The organism is Jatrophihabitans cynanchi (genome assembly GCF_027247405.1).
GTDB lineage: Bacteria > Actinomycetota > Actinomycetes > Mycobacteriales > Jatrophihabitantaceae > Jatrophihabitans_B > Jatrophihabitans_B cynanchi.
The window spans coordinates 303,692-325,120 of record NZ_CP097463.1 but is presented as its reverse complement, the minus strand read 5'-3'; the positions used below and the strand labels follow the sequence as shown (position 1 = coordinate 325,120).

Here is a 21,429-nt window from a genome sequence, read left to right as displayed (position 1 = left end):
CGTTCGCTGAGAGCGGACGCAGCCGCTCGCCGCACACCCCGGTTGCTCCCGCCAGGTAGCGTGAACAACCTGACTCATCGATCCGACCCGCGTCCAAGGAGGGGTGCACATGCCGGTACTGCGTCAGGTGGTGGGTGAGACCCTCCGTGGCCTGCGGATGCGCCAGCGCCGGACGCTGCGCGAGGTCTCGGCCAGCGCGCGGGTGAGCCTGGGCTACCTGTCCGAGGTCGAACGCGGCCAGAAGGAGCCGTCGTCCGAGCTGCTCGCCGCGATCTGCGGCGCCCTGGACATCGAGCTGTCCGAGCTGTTCCAGCAGGTCAGCGCCACGCTGCGCCGCGAGGAGAAGCTGGCCTACGCCGGCCGGGTCGCCGCGATCCCAGGCTCCGGCGCCGCGCGGATCAGCACCGCGCCGATGGGCGATTCCGGCCCGCAGGTACGCGCGCACGTCGCCGCCTGAGTCCGCCGCACCGGCGCCCGCTCCACACAGTTCGTCACAGCCGTCACATCCGTCACGATCTGCTGCGCCACGCCGCGCGCTGCACGCGGGCCGGCCGCAACCGGCGGTACGTTCGCGCCATGAGGTGCACCCCGCGATGAGCACGCCCCGCGACCCGCTGTTCGACACGCTGTTCCGCCCCACCACGGTGTCGCCGGCGATCGCGTCGGCCGCGCCGGTCCGCGAGGCCGGCACCCGCTCGCGCGCCGGAAACGCCATGAACCGCACCCGTGCCGCCCTGCTGGACGGGGCCCGGCGCGCGGTCGAGGTCAGCGGCACCAAGATCACGATGGCGCAGGTGGCGGCCGCCGCCGGGGTCGCGAAGGCCACGCTCTACAACCACTTCCGCACCCGCGAAGCGGTGCTCGCGGCGCTCGTGCAGGACGAGGTCAGCGGTCTGATCGCCCGGCTCGCCCCGCTGCCGTTGCCGGACGCCCTGGCCGGTGCCGCGAACGAGCTCGCGCACCACCCCGTGCTGCGTACCCTGGCCCGGATCGAACCGGCCACGCTCGCCCGGCTCGGGTGCGTCGACACCTCGGCCGAGGGCTGGCGGCTGGCCCGCGAAGGAGTGGCGGGGGCCCTGACGCGCGGCGGCCGAGCAGGCACCGACACGGTGCTGCGCTGGCTCGCCTCCTACCTGCTCACCCCGGCGAGCGCGGCTGCGGTCGCCGACGATCTCGCCATCGTGCTCGCCGGGCTGCCCGACGCCCCGGCCGCCGCGAGCAGCGCCGAGACCGCCCGGACGGCCTGAGCGGCCGGTGCGGCGCCGACCGTTCCGCCGAGGCACGCCCGAGCAGGACCCGCGGGCCGCGATCATGCGGGCCATCCGGACGATCCGCAAGCAGCAACAGGACCTGGATCGCCGCGCCGGCAGCGCGTACGCCGGCGTCGCCCGGGTCGAGCACGAGATTCAATTGCAGCGCCGCGCCCTTGCCGAGGCGGCCGAGCAGATCGCGGTCGCGGCCACAGCCGCGCAGCGCGCCGCCGACTCGGCGCGGGCGGAGGCGGGGGACGCAGGGGAGGCGGCGGAGGCGGGGGAGGCGGCTGCCGAGGCGTATCAGCGCACCGCTGACGGGTTGCGCTCACAACTGGACGTGGTCGCCGCGTCCGGCGCGCAGCTGGACACGATCGAGGCCGGGGCACGGGAGAACACCGAGCGCACCCGGGCGCTGCTGACCAAGAACCGGCGCCGGCTCGGCGCCGCGCTGCACGAGCAGGTCGCGCTGCTGGCCCGGCTGGAGGAGCTCGAACGCAAGCGGCTGGTGGCCGAAGCGCTGCGCGAACACCGCTCCCCGCCTTGACCGCCGCCCCGCCGCACACCGCCCCGCCCGACCCGTCCCGCCCCGCCCCGCCCCGTTGAGTGGCGACTTACGCGTTCAGTGGCGGCTTGTAGGTCGCCACTCACGCGACAAACCGCCACTCAACGAGGTGACGGAGGTGACGGGGCCGACGGGGCCGGCTGGCAGGTCGGGCACCAGAAGCTGCTGCGCTGCCGCGGCGCGACACCCTGCAGCTCGCGTCTGATCGGGGTGCGGCAGCGCAGGCACGGCTCGCCGGCCCGCTCGTACACCCAGTGCGCCCGGCCGCGCGCCAGCATCCCTGTGGTCGACTGTTCCGGGTGCTCGCGGTTCGCGTACAGCAGCCGCTGGGCGCGGCTGACCAGCCCGAGCAGATCCGGCACCACACCGACCGGAGCCCACGGATTCACCCCGGCCAGGAAGAGCACCTCGCTCTTGTACAGATTGCCGATCCCGGCGAGGTTCCGCTGCTCGAGCAGCGCCTCGCCGATCGGCCGGTCCGGCTCGCTGCGCAGCCGGCGCACCGCCTCCTCGGGATCCCAATCCGGGCCGAGCAGATCAGGGCCGAGATGGCCGACGAGGCCGCCCTCCTCTTCGGTGCGGACCAGCCGCAGGTCGTGGACGCGGTACCCGGTGGCCAGCCATTCGGTGTTGCCGAGCTGTGCCCGGATCAGGTGCCCCGGATGGCCGCGGGGACGCTCACCAGCGCGGCACAGGTACCAGGACCCGTCCATCCTCAGGTGGCTGTGCAGGGTCAGGCCGCCGCTGAGCCGGGTCAGGATGTGCTTGCCGCGGGCGAGGACCTGCAACACGGTGTGCCCGAGCAGGTCGACGGTGGCCAGTTGCGGCACCCGCAGCTCGGCGACCGTGATCATGCGCGTCGCGAGCGCCTGGTCCAGCCGGCGCGCAGTCAGCCAGACGGTGTCACCCTCGGGCACCGGTCAGCCCCGCAGCCGCAGCCCGCGGGGTGTCGGCCGGAATCCCGCGGCCGCCAGCGCGTCGCCGAGGACCGAGGCGGCGATCGGGATGCCGTCGGCGCGCTCGACGGCGAGCTTGCCGAGCGCCCCGTCGCGGACCGCCAGCGCCAGCGCGTCGGCGGCCGGTTGCAGCACCGTGGCGTCGTCACTGAAGGACAGCAGGGTGCGCCCGCCGCGCTCGACGTAGAGGACGCAGGCACCGTCCACCAGGACCGTGAGCGCGCCGGCCTTGCGGGCCGGCTGGTGACCCCTGCCGGTTTCCGTCGGTGGAGCCGCCGGCCAGGGCAACGCCGCCCCGTACGGGTTGGCCGGGTCGGTGGCGGCGAGCACCAGCGCCGGGGCCGGGGTGCGATCGTCCGACGGTCCGTAGCCACCGGGCGCCGGGCGGCCGTGCGCGCGCAGCCGGTCGACAGCGCCGGGCAGCGCGAACTGCGCGGCGCCCAGCCCCTCGACGAAGTAGCCGCGGCGGACCCGTCCGGACTCCTCGGCGGCCTTGAGCACCGGGTACACCGCAGCGAAGCCCCCGCTCACCTCGCTGGCGGCGACCGCGCCGCGGGTGAGCACGCCGTGCCGGTCGAGCAGCACGTCGGCGGCGGCGAGGGCACGCAGGGTCGGGTCGGCGTTGCGTGCCGGTACGGCCGACCAACGCCCGCCCATCGCGTAGGGGGCGGGCCGCTGGGCCGACGCTGCGCCGCCGGGACCCGCGAGGCCGGAGTACCGGCCGTACCGGGACCGCGGCGTGCGCGGCCGTCGTGAGTGCGCGGTGCGGCTGGCCGGCGCCAGCATGGCGCGGACCGGCGCCAAGGTGTCGTTGGTGAGCAGGCCGGCGCGGACCAGGTCCCAGATCGCGGCGGTGATTTCCTCGTCGCCCTCGCTGCCGCTGCGCTCGGCCAGCGCCCGGTAGAACATCGCCTGCCCGCCGTCCAGGGCCGCGCGGATCGCGTCCGGCACCGCGCCCGCCACGTCGTCGGGGAGCGGCAGGACGAGCGGCGCGAGCTCGGCCGGGGCGAGCGCCACCCAGCAATCGTGCGTCCCGAGGCCGCCCGCGCCGGCCCAGACCACCTCGCCGGCCAGCGTCAGCTCGTCCAGCAGCGCGGGGGAGTAGTCGACGACGCGGGAGGGCAGCACCAGCGTTTCCAGCGCGCTCGCCGGCAGCCGCAGCCCGGCGAGCTGCTCGATCACCCGTGCCACACCGTCCACCCCGCGGGTGGTGCGCTCGCCGACCCCTTGCCAGGCGGGAACGAACCGGCCCAGGGCGCCGGGCGCGACCGGCTCGACCTCGCGGCGTAGCGCGGCGAGCGACCTGCGCCGGACCGCGCGCAGCACCTCGGCGTCGCACCACTCCAGGCCGACGCCGCCCGGGGAGAACTCCCCGTGCAGCAGACGCCCGGACGTAGCCAGCCGTTCCAGCGCCGACACGACCACGGCGATGCCGAGCCCGAGACGAGCCGCGACGTCGGCGGCGTGGAACGGGCCGTGCGTGCGCGCGTACCGCCCGACCAGGTCGCCGAGCGGATCGCGCACCGCCTCGGTGAACGCCTCGGGAACCCCGACGGGCAGCGCGGTGCCCAGCGCATCGCGCACCCGGCCGGCGTCCTCGATCGCCAGCCAGCGTTGCTCGCCCGCGATGCGGACCCGGATCGCGCGCCGCCCGGCCTCCAGCGCCGCGAGATCCTGCGCGGTCGCGCCGCGCGCTATCGACTCCGCGGTGGTCAGGTCGCCGATCCCGCGCAGCAGGTCGTGCACCCCGTCCACGCCGCGGGCGTGGCGTTCGGGTGCGAGGCGCGCCACCTCGGCCTCGACCTCGGCCAACGCGTCCGGGTCGAGCAGTTCGCGCAGGTCGGTGGCGCCGAGCAGCTCGGCCAGCAGTGCCGAGTCGAGCGACAGCGCCTGCGCGCGGCGTTCGGCCAGCGGCGCGTCGCCGTCGTAGAGGAACATGCCGACGTACCCGAACAGCAGCGATCGCGCGAACGGCGAGGCGGCCGGTGTCTCGATCTCGACCAGCCGCACATCGCGGCCGGCCAGCTCGCGCATCAGTGAGGTGAGGCCGGGCACGTCGTACACGTCCTGCAGGCACTCGCGCATCGCTTCCAACACGATCGGGAAGTCGTCGTACTCGGCGGCGACCTGCAGCAACTGGTTCGCGCGTTGCCGTTGCTGCCACAGTGGCGTGCGGCGGTGTGGGTCGCGGCGCGGCAGCAGCAGTGCCCGCGCGGCGCACTCGCGAAAGCGCGAGGCGAACAGCGCCGAGCCGCCCACCTCCGCGGTGACGAGGGCGGCGATCTCGTCCGGGTTGAACGCGACGAGTTCGGCGCCCGGGGGAGGCTCGGTGTCGGTGTCCGGCAACCGCAGCACGATCCCGTCGTCGGAGTGCATCGAGGCGACGTCCGTCCCGTAGCGCTCGCGCAGCCGGGCGCCGATCGCCAACGCCCACGGTGCGTTGACCGGGGCGCCGAAGGGGGAGTGCACGACCATCCGCCAGTCGCCGAGCTCGTCACGGAACCGCTCGACGAGCACGGTGCGATCATCGGGCAGGTGCCCGGTCGCGGCACGCTGCTCGTCGAGGTAGGCGAGCAGGTTCGCCGTCCCCCACTCGTCCAGGCCCGCGGCCCTGGCGCGAGCGGCGGCCAGCTCCGGCGAGGCGCTCGCCACCTCGCGCAGGAACGCCCCGAGGGCGCGGCCCAGCTCGACCGGACGGCCGGGCGAATCGCCCTTCCAGAAGGGCATCCGGCCCACCTGGCCGGGCGCGGGCGTGACCAGGACGCGGTCGTGCGTGATGTCCTGGATCAGCCACGAGGACGAGCCGAGCAGGAACACGTCACCGACCCTGGACTCGTACACCATCTCCTCGTCCAGCTCGCCGACCCGTCGTCCCGGCCCCTCCTGACCGGCCAGGAAGACGCCGAACATGCCGCGGTCGGGGATCGTGCCGCCACTGGTGACGGCGAGCCGCTGGGCGCCACGGCGTGCGGTGAGCTCGCCGGTGACCCGATCCCAGTTCAGCCGGGGCCGCAGCTCGGCGAACGCATCGGACGGGTAACGGCCCGCGAGCATGTCCAGGGTGGCTTCGAGGGCACTGCGCGGCAGGCCGCTGAACGGTGCGGCTCGGCGGATCAGCCCTTCGACCTCGTCGACGGTCCACGGATCCATGCACAGCATCGCAACAAGCTGCTGGGCCAGCACATCGAGCGGGTTGCGCGGGTAGCGCATCGATTCGATGGCGCCGGCGCGCATCCGTTCGGCGACCACGGCGCACTCGAGCAGGTCGCCGCGGAACTTCGGGAAGATGACGCCGCGGGAGACGGCACCGACCTGGTGCCCGGCCCGGCCGACCCGCTGCAGCCCGGACGCCACAGACGGCGGCGACTCGACCTGTACGACGAGCTCGACGGCGCCCATGTCGATGCCCAGTTCGAGCGACGAGGTGGCCACCACCGCGGGCAGCCGACCGGCCTTGAGCGCGTCCTCGACCAGCATCCGCTGCTCGCGGGACACCGAGCCGTGGTGGGCCCGTGCGACGGTGACCGGGCCGGCCGGCAGCCCGGCACCGGCCTGGCCCATCAGCTGCGCCGGCACCGCGCTGAGGTCCTGCACGGCCCCGGCGCGCTCGGTTGCGAGTTCGTTCAGACGGGCGGTGAGCCGCTCGGCCAGGCGACGCGAGTTCGCGAACACGATCGTGGACCGGTGCTGCTCGATCAGATCGAGCACCCGCTCCTCGACATGCGGCCAGATCGAGGTGCGCCGCTGCGCGGCCGCGCCACTACCGGTGAGGTCGTCGGTCGCCTCCCCGAGGCTGCTCATGTCCTCGATGGGGACGACCACCTGCAGGTCGAACGTCTTCTCGGTGGGCGGTTGCACCACCGTGACCGGGCGACCCCCGGCGAGGAAGACCGCGACCTCCTCCACCGGGCGGACCGTGGCCGAGAGCCCGATGCGCTGGGCGGGCCGTTCGAGCAGCGCGTCCAGCCGCTCCAGCGACAGCGCCAGGTGCGCGCCGCGCTTGGTCGCGCACACCGCGTGCACCTCATCGACGATCACCGTGTCCACCCCGCGCAGCGCCTCGCGCGCGCTCGAGGTCAGCAGCAGGAACAGCGATTCCGGTGTCGTGATCAGGATGTCGGCCGGGCGGCGCGCGAAGGCGCGCCGCTCGGTGGCCGGGGTGTCGCCGGAGCGCATCGCGACCGTGATGTCCGGCTCGGGCAGGCCGAGGCGGGCGGCGTGCTGGCGGATGCCGGCCAGCGGCGAGCGCAGGTTGCGTTCGACGTCCACGGCGAGTGCCTTGAGCGGGCTCACGTACAGCACCCGGCAGCGTCGGAGCGGGGACGCCCCCGGCGGCGCGGGCGAGTCCGGCGGCGCAGGCTCGTCCGGCGGCGCAGGCTCGTCCGGCGGCGCAGGCTCGTCCGGCCGCGGCTCGGAGGCGAGCCGGTCGAGCACGGACAAGAACGCGGCCAGGGTCTTGCCCGACCCGGTGGGCGCGACCACCAGGGTGTGCTCGCCGCGCCCGATCGCGTCCCATGCGCCCAGCTGCGCCTGGGTCGGAGCGGCGAAGGCGCCGTCGAGCCAGGCCGCGGTCGGCGGGCTGAATCGGGACGGACGGCTCACCCGTCCAGTCTGCCTGGCGCGACCGACAGCGGCACTTGGCCCCGTAGCAGGGTCGCCACGCCGCTTATGACCCTGCTACCGGGCCAACATGCCGGCGAGGCGATCGCGGGTGGCCGGCCAGTCGTCGTCCGTCATGGCGTACTGGACGGTGTCGCGCCACGAGCCGTCCCACCGGATCCGGTGCTTACGCAGCACGCCCTCCTTGCGGGCGCCGAGGCGCTCGATCGCCGCCTGCGAGCGCTCGTTGTAGATGTCGGTGTGCCAGACGACGCGCGACGCGCCGAGGCGGTCGAACGCGTGTGTGAGCATCAGCAGTTTGGACTCGGTGTTGTGGCCGGTGCGCCACCAGCGCTTGCCGAGCCAGGTGTGCCCGATCGCGATCGCCCGCAGCGCCGGGTTGACCTCGTAGTAGGACGTGGTCCCAGCGACCTCCCCGGTCACCGCGTCCAGCTGCGCGTACGGGAACCGCAGCCCGCGCGCCCGGGCCGCGAGCCCGTCCAGGATGTGCGCCTCGGCGTCGGCCAGCGTGACCGGCTCGCGCGTCGGCGCGCCCGGCGGTGGTGACAGCCAGCGAAAGACCTCCGCGGCGTTCGCGCCGGATGCCGCAGCGGCGAGGTAACCCGGCGCGTGTTCGATCGCCAGCGGTTCCAGGCGGACGAGGCGGCCGGACAGGACGGGCAGTGCGTACCAGGCTTCGGGGCGGCTCACGTCCCGATCTTGGCAGCGGCGCCAAGCAGTTTGCCCGGTCCGCGTGCGCACCGGTGGACCGGTCGTTCAGCCGGCGGCGGCGCGCAGCCGACGCAGCATCCGGGCATCCTCGAAGCCGACGCTGCGGGCCGCGGCCTCCATCCCGGCACCCTGCGCGATCAGCTGGCCGGCCCGTTCCAGCCGCAGCGATTGCTGGTAGCGCAGCGGGGTGGTGCCGGTCGCGCGCAGGAACTGCCGGGTCAGGGTGCGCTCGCTGACACCCGCGGTCGCGGCAAGGCGGGTCAACGGCAGCGGACGATCGAACTCGGCGTCGATCACGTCCTGTACCCGATGGACGGCATCGAGCAGGTGACCGCGGTGCCGCAACAGGGCGCTCACCTGTGCCGCGTCGCCGTTGCGCCGGGCGTACACGACCATCGAGCGGGCGACTCGGGCGGCGGCAGCGGGGCCGTGCCTGGTGGCGATCAGGTGCAGTGACAGGTCGATGCCGCTGGCGATCCCGGCCGAGGTCACCACCGCGTCGTCCTCGGTGAACAGCACGTCGCGCACCACGCGCGCTCGCGGGTACCGGCGCGCCAGCTCGTCCTGGTGGGCGTGGTGGGTGGTGCACCGGCGTCCGTCCAGCAGGCCCGCCCGGCCGAGCGCCTCGGCACCTGCGCACACGCTGGCCACGGTCCCGCCCGCGGTGTGATGGGCCGCCAGCGCATCGAGGGCCGCCGTACCGATCGGGCCGGTGCCTGCCAGCGTGTCGCCCCGCCAGCCGGGCACCAGCACCAGATCCTGGGCACTCAGCCGTGGCCAGTGGGTGTCCGCCTGCAGTGGCAGCCCCTGCGCGGAGAGCACGCCGGGTGCGTCCGCGACGTAGTGAAGCCGGTAGTGCAGCCCCATCCCGTCCGCGGTCGAGAACGCCTGAGCCGGTCCGGCCAGGTCCAGCAGGTGCACGTCCGGCACCAGGAAGAAGACGACTGTGATCATGATCCGGTCATCATGCCGGAAGGGCCGCGCGGGCTATCACCTCGTCCGTGCTGACGACGGTCGCGAACTCGCGCGCGGCGAGGACGGCTTCGGTGCGGGCGATGATCTGCTGCCCGCTCAGCGCGACCCGACCGTCCGTGGCGGTGATCGCGGACGTCGTGGTGGCGTCGCCCACGAACAGCACGCGGTAGCCGAGGTCGTTCGCCACCCGCGCGGTGGTCTCGCAGCACTGCTCGGTGCGGATGCCGCAGATCACCACCTCCCGCACGCCGTGGGTGGTGAGCTGCTGCTGCAGGTTGGTGGTGGTGAAGGCGTTGATGGATGTCTTGCGCACCAACGATTCGCCGGCGATCGGCTGGAGCGGGTCGATCGGCCGGACGAAGCCCTTCTCCGGGTCGAACACTCCGCCCGAGCCGGGCTCGGTGTGCAGCACCCACACGACGAGGTCGCCGGCGGCCCGGGCGTTGTCGACCAACCTCCCGACCTGCTCGACCACACCCGGATTGGCTCTCGCCTGCCAGTCGGCAGCGCGCTGCCGGAAGGACTCTTGGACGTCGATGACGAGGAGCGCTGTCTGCATACCAGGCATCCTGGCCGGTCGCCCGGGCAGCCGGCCAGGCAGGATCGGGGCATCATCCGGAACGATCTGGCCAACAGGGTCGTGCGGCTCCCCGCAGTCGTTGGACGCCCCGGTGGCCGGCGCACCCTACCCTGGGCCGGTGCGATTGACCGAGTTCTGGAGCCGGATGGAGGCGCGGTTCGGTACCGCCTATGCCCGCAGCGTGGCCGCCGACTACCGGCTCACGGCGCTCGGCGCGACGGTGGACGAGGCGCTCGCCCGGGGCGATGAGGCCAAGGTGGTGTGGCGCGCGGTGTGTGCCGAACTGGACGTGCCGGGTCACCTGCGCTGAACGCTCCGGCGTGTCGCGCGCGCCGTTACCACCATCGAACAGGTGTTCGCCTAAGCTTTCCACAACGGGCCAGTTGTCCACAGCGGCGCGGTTCTGCGCGAAGTTGTCGGACCACCGGCCTAACGTCCCCGACAAGCAGGGCACGCCGGCCCACTACTGACGAACAACCACGACTGACGAAGAGGTGTCTTTCATGGCAGCAGGTTTCGACAAGGGCAAGGCGCTCGACGTCGCCATGGCACAGATCGAGAAGCAGCACGGCAAGGGCGCGGTCATGCGCCTGGGAGATCGCACGGCCGCACCGATCGAGGTCATCCCGACCGGCTCGATCGCGCTGGACGTCGCGCTCGGCATCGGCGGCTTGCCCCGCGGCCGGGTGATCGAGATCTACGGGCCGGAGAGCTCGGGCAAGACCACGGTGGCCCTGCACGCGGTCGCCAACGCGCAGGCCAACGGCGGTACCGCGGCGTTCATCGACGCCGAGCACGCGCTGGACCCGGACTACGCCAAGGCGCTCGGCGTCGACACCGACGCGCTGCTGGTCAGCCAGCCGGACACCGGCGAGCAGGCGCTGGAGATCATGGACATGCTGATCCGCTCCGGCGCGATCGACATCGTGGTGGTCGACTCGGTGGCCGCGCTGGTGCCGCGGGCCGAGATCGAGGGCGAGATGGGCGACAGCCACGTCGGACTGCAGGCCCGGCTGATGAGCCAGGCGCTGCGCAAGATCACCGGCGCCCTCAGCAACACCGGGACCACCGCCATCTTCATCAACCAGCTTCGTGAAAAAATCGGCGTCATGTTCGGCAGCCCGGAAACGACGACCGGTGGCAAGGCGCTGAAGTTCTACGCGTCGGTGCGGCTGGACGTGCGCCGGATCGAGACGCTCAAGGACGGCGGCGACGCGGTCGGCAACCGGACCCGGGTGAAGGTGGTCAAGAACAAGGTGGCGCCGCCGTTCAAGCAGGCCGAGTTCGACATCGTCTACGGGCAGGGCATCAGCCGAGAGGGCTCGCTGATCGACGTCGGCGTCGAGCAGGGACTGATCAAGAAGTCCGGCGCCTGGTACACCTACGACACCGATCAGCTCGGTCAGGGCAAGGAGAACGTCCGCAACTTCCTGCGCGACAACCCCGACCTCGCCGACGAGATCGAGAAGAAGATCAAGGAGAAGCTGGGCGTCGGGGCCAAGCTCGACGACAGCGCGCCCATCGACGTCACCCCGGTGGACTTCTAGCCCATGCCCTTCGAGGCGCAGCCGGCGGTCGAGGCGCACCCGGAGGACGAGGTGCCCCCGGAGGACGAGAAGGCGCTCGGTCCCCCGGGGGACCCCGAGACGGTCGCCCGGACGATCTGCCTGCGGCTGCTGGATCAGCGCGCCCGCACCCGTGCCGAGCTCGCCGACGCGCTGCGCAGGAAGGGCGTGCCGGACGAGCCGGCGGCCGCGGTGCTGGATCGCTTCGCCGAGGTCGGACTGATCGACGACGAGGCGCTGGCCGGTACCTTCGCGCTGGCCCAGCACCGCGAGCGCGGCCTGGCCCGCCGTGCGGTTGCCGTCAAGCTGCGCCGCCGCGGCCTCGACGAGCAGGTCGTCGCCGCCGCGCTGGGCCCGATCGACCGGGACAGCGAGTACGCGGCCGCCCGGACCCTGGTGGCAAAGAAGTTGCGCTCGCTCAGCGGTCTCGACCCGCAGGCGCAGGCCCGCCGCCTGGTCGGGTTGCTCGGTCGCCGGGGCTATCCCGCCGGCCTGGCGCACGAGGTGGTCCGCGAGGCGCTGGCCGCAGCCATGGCGGACACGAGCACGCTTGACGACGCGGCTGCGGACCTTACTTGATTTGTGTGACGCGCGTTCCTAACCTCAGGGGTACCAGGAACAACGCACCATGATCGTGCCGGGCGGGATGAACCGCCCGTAGCGCACGATTCGTTGATAGCACCACGACGGCAGCGCACGAAAGGAGCCCGAACCGGCGGAAGCCCCGGCGCCGCGCGTCCAGCGCGGCGTCCCGATCAGGCAACCCGCAGACTGCCCGCACCCCGCGTTTCCTGGACCGATGGTTCGACTGCGGACGGGAGAAGACAGTGAACGGGGTCTGGTACGCGGCGGTCGGAGCGGTGTTCATCCTGGGCGTTCTGTTCATCCAGGCCTACAGCCGTCGGAGCAGTTCGGGCGGCGGCAGGCGCGGTGGCCACGCTACCGGCGCCACCGAGGGCGCCGGCGACACGCTCGCGAGCGCCGAGACCGAGGCCACCCGGCGCCGGGCCGTTGCCGAAGCCGACGCATTGCGCCGGGCCGCCGAGACCGAGGCCGAGGCCGTCCGTCGGGCCGCCAAGTCCGAGCTGCAGAGCGTGCACGCCGACGCCGAGTCGATCCGCGCCCGCGCCGCGGCTGAGGCCGAGGCTGCGATCGCCGACGGCCGGCGCCAGGGTGAGGCGGTGGCCGCGCGGCTGGGCGCGGAGCTGGACGGGGCGCGAGCTGACCTGCAGGCGCAGTCCCGCCGGCTGGACGAACGTGAAGCAGCGCTCGCCGCCGACGGGTCCCGGCTGAGCGCCGAAGCGGCCGAACTGGAGAATGCCGCCCGCCTGCTCGCCGAGCGTCAGGCAGAACTTGCCAGCGCGGAGAGCGACCTGGCGCGGCGCGATGCCGAGCTGCGTGCCCGCGGCGCCGAACACGAGCGTGAGTTGGCCCGCATCGCCGGACTGACGGCCGAGCAGGCGCGGGCCGAGTTGCTGGCCGGCGTCGAGATCACTGCACGCCGCGACGCCGCCCAGCTGGTACGCACCATCGAGAACGAAGCCCGCACCGAGGGCACCGAACGGGCCCGCGCCATCGTCGCCGAGGCGGTACAGCGGGTCGCCAGCGAGCAAACGACCGAAACCGTGGTCAGCGTGCTGCACCTGCCGGCCGATGACATGAAGGGCCGCATCATCGGCCGCGAGGGGCGCAACATCCGCGCCTTCGAGTCGGTCACCGGCGTCAACGTCATCATCGACGACACGCCCGAAGCGGTGCTGCTCAGCTGCTTCGATCCGGTGCGCCGCGAGATCGGCCGACTCACCCTGGACAAGCTCATCCTGGACGGCCGGATCCACCCGCATCGCATCGAGGAGGCGTACGAGCAGAGCAAGACCGAGGTCGAAGCGCTCTGCCTGCGGGCAGCCCGGGACGCCCTCGCCGATGTCGGCGTCCATGACCTGGACGAGCGGCTGCTGCCGACGCTGGGCCGGCTGAAATACCGCACCAGCTACGGCCAGAACGTCCTCGGCCACTTGATGGAGACCGCGCACATCGCCGGCGTGATGGCGGCCGAACTGGGCATCGAGCCGACCCTGGTGAAGCGCTGCGCGTTCCTGCACGACATCGGCAAGGCGCTCACCCACGAGGTCGAGGGCAGCCACGCCCTGATCGGCGCCGAGCTGCTGCGAAAATACGGCGAGACCGAGGCCGTGGCGCACGCCGTGGAGGCGCACCACAACGAGGTGCAGCCGCGCACCATCGAGGCGGTGCTCACCCAGGCCTCGGACACCTGCTCGGCCGCGCGGCCCGGCGCCCGCCGCGAGTCGCTGGAGAACTACGTCAAGCGGCTGGCCCGCATCGAACAGATCGCCACCGCGAAAGAGGGGGTGGAGAAGGTCTTCGCGATGCAGTCCGGCCGGGAGGTTCGGGTGATGGTGCAGCCCACCGAGGTGGACGACCTGGCCGCGCAGGTGATCGCCCGCGAGATCGCCAAGCAGATCGAGGACGAACTCACCTACCCCGGCCAGATCCGGGTCACCGTGGTGCGCGAATCACGCTCGACCGAGATCGCGCACTGACCAGCGCTTACCCCACGGTGTGCCAGGTGTGCCCGCCCACCGACCGTCCCGCTCCCCCCACCGAGGGACGAAATCCAGCGCCCGGATCTCGTGACAGCGTGGGGGAAGCGGCGCAAAGTTGGTCAGACGGTGGGGGAAGCGCCGCGAAGGTGACAAGGTGGGGGGAAGCGGCGCAGAGTCGATCAGCTGCCGAGGTCGGCGATCAGCTTGTCCAGCGCCTCGCGCCAGCTCATCGTCGCGGTGATGTAGCTGCTCGCACCGCCGGCGCTCACCGTCCAGGCCGCCGCGCCGAAGCGGTACGGGTCGTCCTGCGCCACCGGCGCGATGTGCACGTCCAACCGCGGGTCCTTGTGGTCGACCGCTTCGCGGGCCAGCGCTGCCACGTCCGCGTCCGAGAGGCTCACCGAACCATTGGACCACCGGCCGGCCCGTATCCTCGAGTGCATCGAGCAGGCGTTGACGCCGACAGCTGGTCAAGAGCAGAGGGTTCAGTGGGACGCACCTATCAGATCCGCACCTACGGGTGCCAGATGAACGTCCATGACTCCGAGCGGCTGGCCGGGCTGCTGGAGGGTGCCGGCTACACGCGCGACGAGACCGGCGCGCCGGACCTGGTCGTGTTCAACACCTGCGCGGTGCGCGAGAACGCCGACAACCGGCTGTACGGCAACCTCGGTCACCTGTACCCGGCCAAGCAGCAGAACCCGGACCTGCAGATCGCGGTCGGCGGCTGCCTGGCGCAGAAGGACCGCGGCCGGATCCTCGAGAAGGCGCCGTGGGTGGACGTCGTCTTCGGCACCAACAACCTGGCTGCACTGCCGGTGCTGCTCGAGCGTGCGAGGCACAACCGTGAAGCGCAGGTCGAGATCGTCGAGGCGCTGCAGAACTTCCCGTCCGACCTGCCCAGCCGTCGCGAATCGGCCTTCAGCGCCTGGGTGTCGGTGTCCGTGGGCTGTGACAACACGTGCACGTTCTGCATCGTCCCCTCGCTGCGCGGCACCGAGACCGACCGCCGGCCGGGCGACGTTCTGGCCGAGATCCGCGCCCTGGTCGAGCAGGGCGTCGTCGAGGTCACCCTGCTCGGGCAGAACGTGAACTCCTACGGCCGCTCGTTCGGCGACCGGCTCGCGTTCGGCAAGCTGCTGCGCGCCTGCGGCGGGATCGACGGGCTGGAGCGGGTGCGGTTCACCAGCCCGCACCCGCGCGACTTCACCGACGACGTGATCGCCGCGATGGCCGAGACGCCCAACGTGATGCCGCAACTGCACATGCCGATGCAGTCCGGATCGGACGCGGTGCTCAAGGCGATGCGCCGCTCGTACCGGCAGGAGCGCTACCTGGGCATCATCGACCGGGTCCGTGCCGCCATGCCGCACGCGGCGATCACCACCGACATCATCGTCGGGTTTCCCGGCGAGACCGAGGCGGACTTCGAGCAGACGCTGGACGTGGTGCGCGCGGCCCGCTTCGCCAGCGCGTTCACCTTCCAGTACTCCAAGCGGCCGGGGACCCCGGCTGCCGAGATGGCCGGCCAGGTGCCCAAGCAGGTGGTGCAGGAGCGGTACGAGCGGCTGATCGCGCTGCAGGAGCAGCTCTCCTGGGACGCCGCGAAGGCGCTGGTCGGCGCCGACGTCGAGGTGCTCGTCAACGATGCGGGCGGGCGCAAGGACGGCGCGACCGGCCGGGTGTCCGGCCGGGCGCGGGACGGCAGGCTGGTGCATGTTGCCGGTGACGCCGCGCCGGGGGACACGATCACCGCCGCGGTCACCTATGCCGCGCCGCACCACCTCGTGGCCGACGCCGGCATCACCGCGCACCGGCGCTGGCGTGGCGCCGAGCGTGCCGACGCCCACCCGGCGCCGAAACCGCAACTGCTCAGCATCGGGACCCGCCCGGCCTGACCGCCCGCGACCCGCTGCGGTCAGTGCCGCCCCGGGGGACCGGACGTGGCCGGCGGCCCGGGTCGCAGCGCGGGCACGAGCGCGCCGATCAGGCCACGCACCGCGGCCCGGGTGCAGTCGAGGAAGTCGAAGGCGTCCCGCCACAGCGTGATCCGGCCGTCGTGCACGTCGAACCGGCCGGCCACCCAGAACTGGAACCGCAGCCGGCCGAACTCGATCACGTCGGTGCGTTCGGTGAGCACCTGTGCCCCGTCGGCGGCGACCGCATGCAGGTAGACCTCGAACCGCGCGCGATGGCCGGCCAGCGGCCCGAGCACGCGAAGCACGCCCCGCCGGCCGCGAATGGTCGGCAGCCCCACATTCGCGTACACGACGTCCTCGGCCAGCAGCGCGCCGGCGCCCTCGACGTCGGATGCGGCGAGCGCGGTCAGGAACGCGATGACGGTCGCCTGGGCGTCCGGCGGCGGATTCGGTGTCATTGACGCGATGTTACGGATATCTGCGTCAGGTCGGGATGAGCCGACGTTGCTACTCAGGGATGAGGGCGCGGCGCTGCGCGACCTCGGCCTCGGCGCGGGCGATCCGGTCGGCGTCGCCGGCCTTGCGGGCGCGCTCCAACTTCGCCTCGGCCTCGGCGAGCCGCTCGCGCAGTGCCGCCAGGAACGGGTTCGACTCCACGCTGCCGCGCCGCCACTCGGTGTCCACGGCGTCGCGCACCCGCTGCTCGGCGGCCCGCATCCGGGCGTCGATGCGGGCCATCGAGTCGCGCGGCACGTGGCCGATCTCGTCGAAGCGGGCCTGCAGGTCACGCAGCGCGGCCTGGGCTGCCTTCGCGTCCCCGAGGTCCAGCGCCTCGGCCTGGGCGATGATCGCTTCCTTCTTCTGCTTGTTCTCCTGCTGCTCGGCGTCGCGCTCGGCGAACACCCCCGAGCGGCGCGCGAAGAAGGCGTCCTGCGCCGCGCGGAACCGGGCCCACAGCGCGTCCTCCACATCGCGCGAGGCCCGTCCCGCGGCCTTCCACTGGGTCATCAGCTCGCGCATCGTCGTCGCGGTGGCCTTCCAGTCGGCGGACTGGGACAGCTCCTCGGCCCGGGCGATGAGCTCCTCCTTGACCTCCTTGGCCGATCCGCGCTCGGCGTCAAGTTTGGCGAAGTGTTGACCGCGGCGCCGTCCGAACGCATCGCGCGCGGCCGCGAAGCGCTTCCACAGCGCGTCGTCGGTCTTGCGGTCGATGCCTTTGATCTGCTTCCACTCCTCGACGATCGCGCGCAACCGGTCCCCGGAGGCCTTCCACGACGTCGAGGACTCGCCGATCTGCTCGGCCTCGGCGGCCAGCGCCTCCTTCGCCGCGATCGCGTCCGCGCGCGCCTGTTGCCGCGCCGCCGCGTGCTCGCTGGCCTTGGTCTCGGCCGCGGCGAGGAGCGCGTCCAGCCGGGTGTCCAGCGCGGCGAGGTCGCCGATGGCGGCGACGGTGGGCAGCTGATCCTTGATCGCGACGGCGTGGGTGCGTGTGGACGACGGGTCCCCGGCACCGGAGGCCAGCCGCTGCTCGAGCAGCGTCACCTCGGTCGCGAGGTCCTCGTAGCGGCGCTCGTAGAAAGCCAGCCCGGCCTCCGCGTCGCCCGCCTGCCACGAGCCGATCTCGCGTTCGCCGTCAGCTGTCTTGACGTAGACGGTGCCGTCCACGTCGATGCGTCCCCACTCCGAGCCCATGACTGGTCATTGAACACGATCAGGCGCCCGCTGCGCGCGGACCTCGGCGCCCGATAGCCTGCTGCGGTGATCTCGGGCGCCGCGTTCTGTCCGCAACCGCCGCTTCTGCTCCCGCACGTGGCGGTCGGCGCCGCCGCCGAACTCGACCGGTTGCGCGCCGCGTGCCGCACCGCAATCGAGCGGGTCGGCGCCGGTAGGCAGCTCGTGCTGCTGGGCGCCGGACCGGTGTCGCGGTCGTACCCGCCGCAGGCGCGCGGCAACCTGGCCGCGTTCGGGGTCGCCGGCGACGTGCCCCTCGGCGCGCGCGCCCCCGATGACGCTGCCGCGGAACTGCCCCCGTCGCTCACGGTCGGCGCGTGGCTGGTGCGTGACGCCCTGGGACCGGACAGCGGCGCGGTGGCGTTCGCCGTCGGCCAGGACTTCGCCACCAGCCTCGCGGCGCGCGAACTGGACGAACTCACCGGGGCGCGCGACGTCGCGCTGCTGGTACTCGGCGACGGCAGCGCCCGGCGCAGCCGGGCCGCGCCCGGCTACCTGGACGAACGAGCCGAGCCCTTCGACGCCGCCGTCGAGGCGGCGCTGGCCGGTGGCGACGCCGCCGCGCTGAGCGCACTGGACGGTGCCTTGGGCGCGGAGCTGCTCGCCGCCGGGGTCCCGGCCTGGCGCGCCGCGGGCCGGCTGCTCGAAGGCGCGCCGTACACGGGCACCGTGCTCTACGCCGAGGCGCCCTACGGTGTCGGCTACTTCGTCGCGGCCTGGACCGCGGGTGGCTGAGTCGCGCGTGGTCGCCGTGGTCGGGCCGACCGCTACCGGCAAGTCCGACCTCGCGGTCGCGCTCGCCCAGCAGCTGGACGGGGAGATCGTCAACGCCGACTCGATGCAGCTGTACGACGGCATGGACATCGGCACCGCGAAGCTGCCGCCCGAGCGGCGCGGCGGGGTACCGCACCACCTGCTGGACGTGTGGCCGATCAGCAAGTCGGCCGCGGTGGCCGAGTACCAGCAGCTGGCGCGGGCCGCGATCGGCGAGATCCACGCCCGCGGCCGCGTCCCGATCCTGGTCGGCGGCTCCGGGCTGTACCTGCGCGGGGCGCTGGACCGGCTGGAGTTCCCCGGCGAATCTCCGCAGATCCGTGCCCGGCTGCACGCCGAACTCCACGTGGCCGGCCCGGCGGCGCTGCACCGCCGTCTGGCCGCTGCCGACCCGGCCGCCGCGGCCGCGATCCTGCCGAGCAACGGGCGGCGCATCGTCCGCGCCCTGGAGGTCATCGAGCTCACCGGGCGGCCGTTCACCGCGACGATGCCGGACTTCGAGTCGATCTACGACACCGTGCAGGTGGGACTGGATCGTGCCGACCTGGACGAGCGGGTGGCGCTGCGGGTGCACGCGATGATGAGCGCCGGGCTGCTGGACGAGGTGCGCGCCCTGTTGCCGCGCGGGCTGCGGACCAGCCCGACCGCGGGCAAGGCCCTCGGCTACGCGCAACTGCTCGGCTGCCTCGACCGCGACGGCGAGCTGACCGGCGATTTGGGCGAGGCGGTCGAGGCGACGATCCGGGCCACCCGCCGCTTCGTACGCCGGCAGCGGTCCTGGTTCGGCCGCGACCCGCGCATCCGGTGGTTCGACGCCGCCGCCGGCGGCCTGGTCGCGGACGTGGCGAATACCCTGTAACCATGCGCGTGCTCAAGGGCCACGGAACCGGGAACGACTTCGTCCTGGTGCCCGACCTCGACGGCGCGCTCGAGCTGACCCCCGAGTTGGTGCGTGCGCTCTGCGCCCGGCACACCGGGATCGGCGCCGACGGCGTGCTGCGCGTGGTGCGGGCCGCGAAGGATCCGGACGGCGCCCGCTACGCCGCCGATGCGGAGTTCTTCATGGACTACCGCAACGCCGACGGCTCGCTCGCCGAGATGTGCGGGAACGGCGTGCGGGTGTTCATGGCATACCTTCAGCGAGCCTGCGTCGTTGATCACGATGCGGCGGTGGCGACACGCGGCGGGATCGTGCGCGTGCAGACCGGTGCCGACGGTGTGATCACCGTCGACATGGGTCAGCCCCGGGTCCTTGCCGACCGGCCGGTCGTCACCGCCGCGCCCCTGCCGCCGACCCCCGGGGCCCGGGTGGAGCTGCCCAACCCGCACGTCGTCGTCGAGGTCGGCGAGCCTGCCGACCTGGCCGCGCTCGAACTGTCCGACCCGCCACTGGTCGAGCCGGCCCGGCCCGGCGGACAGAACGTCGAGTTCGTCGTACGCACCGGTCCGCGGCAGCTGCTGATGCGGGTGCACGAGCGGGGGGTCGGCGAGACGCAGTCCTGCGGCACCGGGATCTGCGCCGCCGTCGTCGCCGCGGCCACCGCTGAAGGCAGCGAACGCGACGACACGGTGTGGCAGGTGCAGGTCCCGGGAGGCAGCTGCTCGGTCACCTGGCGAGCGGACGGGACCGTGCTGCTGTCCGGTCCCGCGGTGATCGTCGCCGAACTCGACCTGGACGACTCATGGCTGGAGGCGGCCCTCGCCGCGGCCGGTTCGGCCTAATAATCTCGCCCGGCGTGTCACGATGGAGGTGATGAACGAATTCGACGATCACCGCTACGCCGCGGACGACCCGGCAGGCGACACCACCGCTCGCACCACCGGCGACTATGAACTCGCCGAGCGGCAGGCGCTGCGCCGGGTCGCCGGGCTCTCGACCGAGCTCACCGACGTCACCGAGGTCGAGTACCGCCAGCTGCGCCTGGAGCGGGTGGTGCTGGTCGGGGTCTGGACGAGCGGCACGCTGGTGGAGGCCGAGAACTCACTGGCCGAGCTGGGCCGGCTGGCCGAGACGGCCGGCTCGCTGGTGCTCGCCGGGCTGATCCAGCGGCGCGACCGGCCCGACCCGGCGACCTACATCGGTTCGGGCAAGGCCAAGGAGTTGCGCGACGTCGTGCTGGCTGAGGGGGCGGACACGGTGGTCTGCGACGGCGAACTCGCGCCCGGACAGCTGCGTCAACTGGAGGAGGTCGTCAAGGTCAAGGTGGTCGACCGGACCGCGCTGATCCTGGACATCTTCGCCCAGCACGCGCGCTCGAAGGAGGGCAAGGCGCAGGTCGAGCTGGCGCAGCTGCAGTACCTGCTGCCCCGACTGCGCGGCTGGGGCGAGTCGCTGTCCCGGCAGGTCGGCGGCCGGGCGGCCGGAGGCGTGGGCATCGGCGGCCGTGGCCCGGGCGAGACGAAGATCGAGATCGACCGCCGCCGGATCAACTCGCGGATGGCCAAGCTGCGCGCCCAGATCGCCGGGATGAAGACGGCCCGGGACGTCAAGCGCGCCCGGCGGGTCGACCGGCAGGTGCCCGGGGTCGCGCTGGCCGGCTACACGAACGCGGGCAAGTCCTCGCTGCTGAACCGGCTCACCGACGCCGGCGTGCTCGTCGAGAACGCGTTGTTCGCCACGCTGGATCCCACCGTCCGGCGCTGCCAGGCCTCGGACGGTCGGCCGTACACGCTGGCCGACACCGTCGGCTTCGTGCGGCACCTGCCCACCCAGCTGGTCGAGGCGTTCCGCTCGACGCTGGAGGAGGTGGCCGACGCCGACCTGATCCTGCACGTCGTGGATGCCGCCGACGCCGACCCGCAGGCGCAGATCCGCGCGGTGCGCGAGGTCCTCGCCGAGATCGACGCGCTCGGCGTCCCCGAGCAGTTGGTGTTCAACAAGGTGGACGCCGCCGAGCCGGACGCGTTGCTTCGGCTGCGGCACCTGGCCCCGGACGCCGTGTTCGTCTCGGCCCGGACCGGCGCGGGGCTGGACGAGCTGCGCGCGCGGATCGAGCAGCGCCTGCCGCGGCCGGACGTGGAGCTGAACGTGCTCGTCCCGTACGACCGCGGCGACCTGGTGGCGCGGGTGCACGACAGTGCCGAAGTGCTGGCGACCGAGCACACCGCCGACGGGACGCGGCTGCACGCCCGCGTCGGTCCGGGGCTGGCGGCGGCACTGGAACCGTTCGTCTCGGCGCCGCTGACGTAGGATCGCAGGCAGGCAGAACGAGTCTCGAG

20 protein-coding genes are annotated in these 21,429 nt (G+C 73.1%); 12 read left to right on the top strand and 8 right to left on the bottom strand.

Features of this window, described 5'->3' with window-relative positions:
* Window positions 1–109: 109 nt before the first annotated feature.
* From M6B22_RS01525 to M6B22_RS01515, 3 genes are all read left to right on the top strand, one after another.
* Window positions 110–457: a helix-turn-helix domain-containing protein gene (locus M6B22_RS01525; RefSeq protein WP_269444004.1), complete on the top strand. Its 348-nt coding sequence runs from the start codon at window positions 110–112 to the stop codon at window positions 455–457.
* Between the two features lie 136 nt (window positions 458–593).
* On the top strand, window positions 594–1,247 hold the full coding sequence (locus M6B22_RS01520; RefSeq protein ID WP_269444003.1) for a TetR family transcriptional regulator: 654 nt from the start codon (window positions 594–596) through the stop codon (window positions 1,245–1,247).
* A gap of 7 nt (window positions 1,248–1,254) precedes the next feature.
* Entirely contained in the window at window positions 1,255–1,797 is a 543-nt protein-coding gene (locus tag M6B22_RS01515; RefSeq protein WP_269444002.1) for a hypothetical protein, read from the top strand.
* A 119-nt stretch (window positions 1,798–1,916) separates the two neighbouring features.
* On the opposite strand, the gene M6B22_RS01510 is transcribed toward M6B22_RS01515, so the two are convergent.
* From M6B22_RS01510 to M6B22_RS01490, 5 genes are all read right to left on the bottom strand, one after another.
* Window positions 1,917–2,732 (bottom strand): Fpg/Nei family DNA glycosylase, encoded by an 816-nt coding sequence (locus M6B22_RS01510; protein ID WP_269444001.1) that lies wholly within the window; start codon window positions 2,730–2,732, stop codon window positions 1,917–1,919.
* A gap of 3 nt (window positions 2,733–2,735) precedes the next feature.
* Window positions 2,736–7,373 (bottom strand): ATP-dependent helicase, encoded by a 4,638-nt coding sequence (locus tag M6B22_RS01505; RefSeq protein WP_269444000.1) that lies wholly within the window; start codon window positions 7,371–7,373, stop codon window positions 2,736–2,738.
* A gap of 75 nt (window positions 7,374–7,448) precedes the next feature.
* Window positions 7,449–8,081, bottom strand: coding sequence for a GNAT family N-acetyltransferase (locus M6B22_RS01500; RefSeq protein WP_269443999.1), 633 nt, complete (start codon window positions 8,079–8,081; stop codon window positions 7,449–7,451).
* Window positions 8,082–8,147: 66 nt separating this feature from the next.
* Window positions 8,148–9,056, bottom strand: coding sequence for a GlxA family transcriptional regulator (locus M6B22_RS01495; RefSeq protein WP_269443998.1), 909 nt, complete (start codon window positions 9,054–9,056; stop codon window positions 8,148–8,150).
* 10 nt (window positions 9,057–9,066) lie between these two features.
* Complete coding sequence (locus tag M6B22_RS01490; RefSeq protein WP_269443997.1) at window positions 9,067–9,636, bottom strand: isochorismatase family protein; 570 nt, start codon at window positions 9,634–9,636, stop codon at window positions 9,067–9,069.
* A 139-nt stretch (window positions 9,637–9,775) separates the two neighbouring features.
* Between M6B22_RS01490 and M6B22_RS01485 the strand changes: the two genes are divergently transcribed.
* From M6B22_RS01485 to rny, 4 genes are all read left to right on the top strand, one after another.
* On the top strand, window positions 9,776–9,967 hold the full coding sequence (locus M6B22_RS01485) for a DUF3046 domain-containing protein (protein WP_269443996.1): 192 nt from the start codon (window positions 9,776–9,778) through the stop codon (window positions 9,965–9,967).
* Between the two features lie 193 nt (window positions 9,968–10,160).
* Complete coding sequence (gene recA, locus M6B22_RS01480) at window positions 10,161–11,204, top strand: recombinase RecA (RefSeq protein ID WP_269443995.1); 1,044 nt, start codon at window positions 10,161–10,163, stop codon at window positions 11,202–11,204.
* A 3-nt stretch (window positions 11,205–11,207) separates the two neighbouring features.
* Complete coding sequence (locus M6B22_RS01475) at window positions 11,208–11,801, top strand: regulatory protein RecX (RefSeq protein WP_269443994.1); 594 nt, start codon at window positions 11,208–11,210, stop codon at window positions 11,799–11,801.
* Between the two features lie 248 nt (window positions 11,802–12,049).
* Window positions 12,050–13,783, top strand: coding sequence for a ribonuclease Y (gene rny / locus M6B22_RS01470; RefSeq protein WP_269443993.1), 1,734 nt, complete (start codon window positions 12,050–12,052; stop codon window positions 13,781–13,783).
* 182 nt (window positions 13,784–13,965) lie between these two features.
* On the opposite strand, the gene M6B22_RS01465 is transcribed toward rny, so the two are convergent.
* Window positions 13,966–14,187 (bottom strand): hypothetical protein, encoded by a 222-nt coding sequence (locus M6B22_RS01465; protein WP_269443992.1) that lies wholly within the window; start codon window positions 14,185–14,187, stop codon window positions 13,966–13,968.
* Window positions 14,188–14,274: 87 nt separating this feature from the next.
* Between M6B22_RS01465 and miaB the strand changes: the two genes are divergently transcribed.
* Window positions 14,275–15,684 carry a tRNA (N6-isopentenyl adenosine(37)-C2)-methylthiotransferase MiaB gene (gene miaB / locus M6B22_RS01460; protein WP_269443991.1) on the top strand — a complete coding sequence of 470 codons (1,410 nt, stop codon included), beginning with the start codon at window positions 14,275–14,277 and terminating at the stop codon, window positions 15,682–15,684.
* 20 nt (window positions 15,685–15,704) lie between these two features.
* Here miaB and M6B22_RS01455 read toward each other — a convergent pair whose 3' ends face one another.
* Both M6B22_RS01455 and M6B22_RS01450 read right to left on the bottom strand, forming a co-directional pair.
* Window positions 15,705–16,163 (bottom strand): limonene-1,2-epoxide hydrolase family protein, encoded by a 459-nt coding sequence (locus M6B22_RS01455; RefSeq protein WP_269443990.1) that lies wholly within the window; start codon window positions 16,161–16,163, stop codon window positions 15,705–15,707.
* A 49-nt stretch (window positions 16,164–16,212) separates the two neighbouring features.
* Window positions 16,213–17,397 (bottom strand): DUF349 domain-containing protein, encoded by a 1,185-nt coding sequence (locus M6B22_RS01450; RefSeq protein ID WP_269443989.1) that lies wholly within the window; start codon window positions 17,395–17,397, stop codon window positions 16,213–16,215.
* Window positions 17,398–17,463: 66 nt separating this feature from the next.
* Here M6B22_RS01450 and M6B22_RS01445 point away from each other — a divergent pair, with 66 nt between their 5' ends.
* Genes M6B22_RS01445 through hflX form a run of 4 tightly spaced genes read left to right on the top strand, consistent with a single transcriptional unit; the run spans window position 17,464 to window position 21,400 of the window.
* Window positions 17,464–18,171 carry a class III extradiol ring-cleavage dioxygenase family protein gene (locus M6B22_RS01445; protein WP_269443988.1) on the top strand — a complete coding sequence of 236 codons (708 nt, stop codon included), beginning with the start codon at window positions 17,464–17,466 and terminating at the stop codon, window positions 18,169–18,171.
* Window positions 18,131–19,069, top strand: coding sequence for a tRNA (adenosine(37)-N6)-dimethylallyltransferase MiaA (gene miaA / locus M6B22_RS01440; protein WP_407935583.1), 939 nt, complete (start codon window positions 18,131–18,133; stop codon window positions 19,067–19,069). Before M6B22_RS01445 ends, miaA begins: the two co-directional genes overlap by 41 nt.
* A 2-nt stretch (window positions 19,070–19,071) precedes the next feature.
* Window positions 19,072–19,932 (top strand): diaminopimelate epimerase, encoded by an 861-nt coding sequence (gene dapF, locus M6B22_RS01435; protein WP_269443986.1) that lies wholly within the window; start codon window positions 19,072–19,074, stop codon window positions 19,930–19,932.
* Window positions 19,933–19,963: 31 nt separating this feature from the next.
* Window positions 19,964–21,400, top strand: coding sequence for a GTPase HflX (gene hflX, locus M6B22_RS01430; RefSeq protein ID WP_269443985.1), 1,437 nt, complete (start codon window positions 19,964–19,966; stop codon window positions 21,398–21,400).
* Window positions 21,401–21,429 lie beyond the last annotated feature (29 nt).

Bases quoted from the DNA above. Each gene is read 5' to 3' on its own strand.
- M6B22_RS01525 (WP_269444004.1), top strand. From the start codon at position 110: ATGCCGGTACTGCGTCAGGTGGTGGGTGAGACCCTCCGTGGCCTGCGG.
- M6B22_RS01520 (WP_269444003.1), top strand. From the start codon at position 594: ATGAGCACGCCCCGCGACCCGCTGTTCGACACGCTGTTCCGCCCCACC.
- M6B22_RS01495 (WP_269443998.1), bottom strand. From the start codon at position 9,056: ATGATCACAGTCGTCTTCTTCCTGGTGCCGGACGTGCACCTGCTGGAC.
- M6B22_RS01490 (WP_269443997.1), bottom strand. From the start codon at position 9,636: ATGCAGACAGCGCTCCTCGTCATCGACGTCCAAGAGTCCTTCCGGCAG.
- recA (WP_269443995.1), top strand. From the start codon at position 10,161: ATGGCAGCAGGTTTCGACAAGGGCAAGGCGCTCGACGTCGCCATGGCA.
- M6B22_RS01475 (WP_269443994.1), top strand. From the start codon at position 11,208: ATGCCCTTCGAGGCGCAGCCGGCGGTCGAGGCGCACCCGGAGGACGAG.
- M6B22_RS01455 (WP_269443990.1), bottom strand. From the start codon at position 16,163: ATGACACCGAATCCGCCGCCGGACGCCCAGGCGACCGTCATCGCGTTC.
- M6B22_RS01450 (WP_269443989.1), bottom strand. From the start codon at position 17,397: ATGGGCTCGGAGTGGGGACGCATCGACGTGGACGGCACCGTCTACGTC.
- dapF (WP_269443986.1), top strand. From the start codon at position 19,072: ATGCGCGTGCTCAAGGGCCACGGAACCGGGAACGACTTCGTCCTGGTG.
- hflX (WP_269443985.1), top strand. From the start codon at position 19,964: ATGAACGAATTCGACGATCACCGCTACGCCGCGGACGACCCGGCAGGC.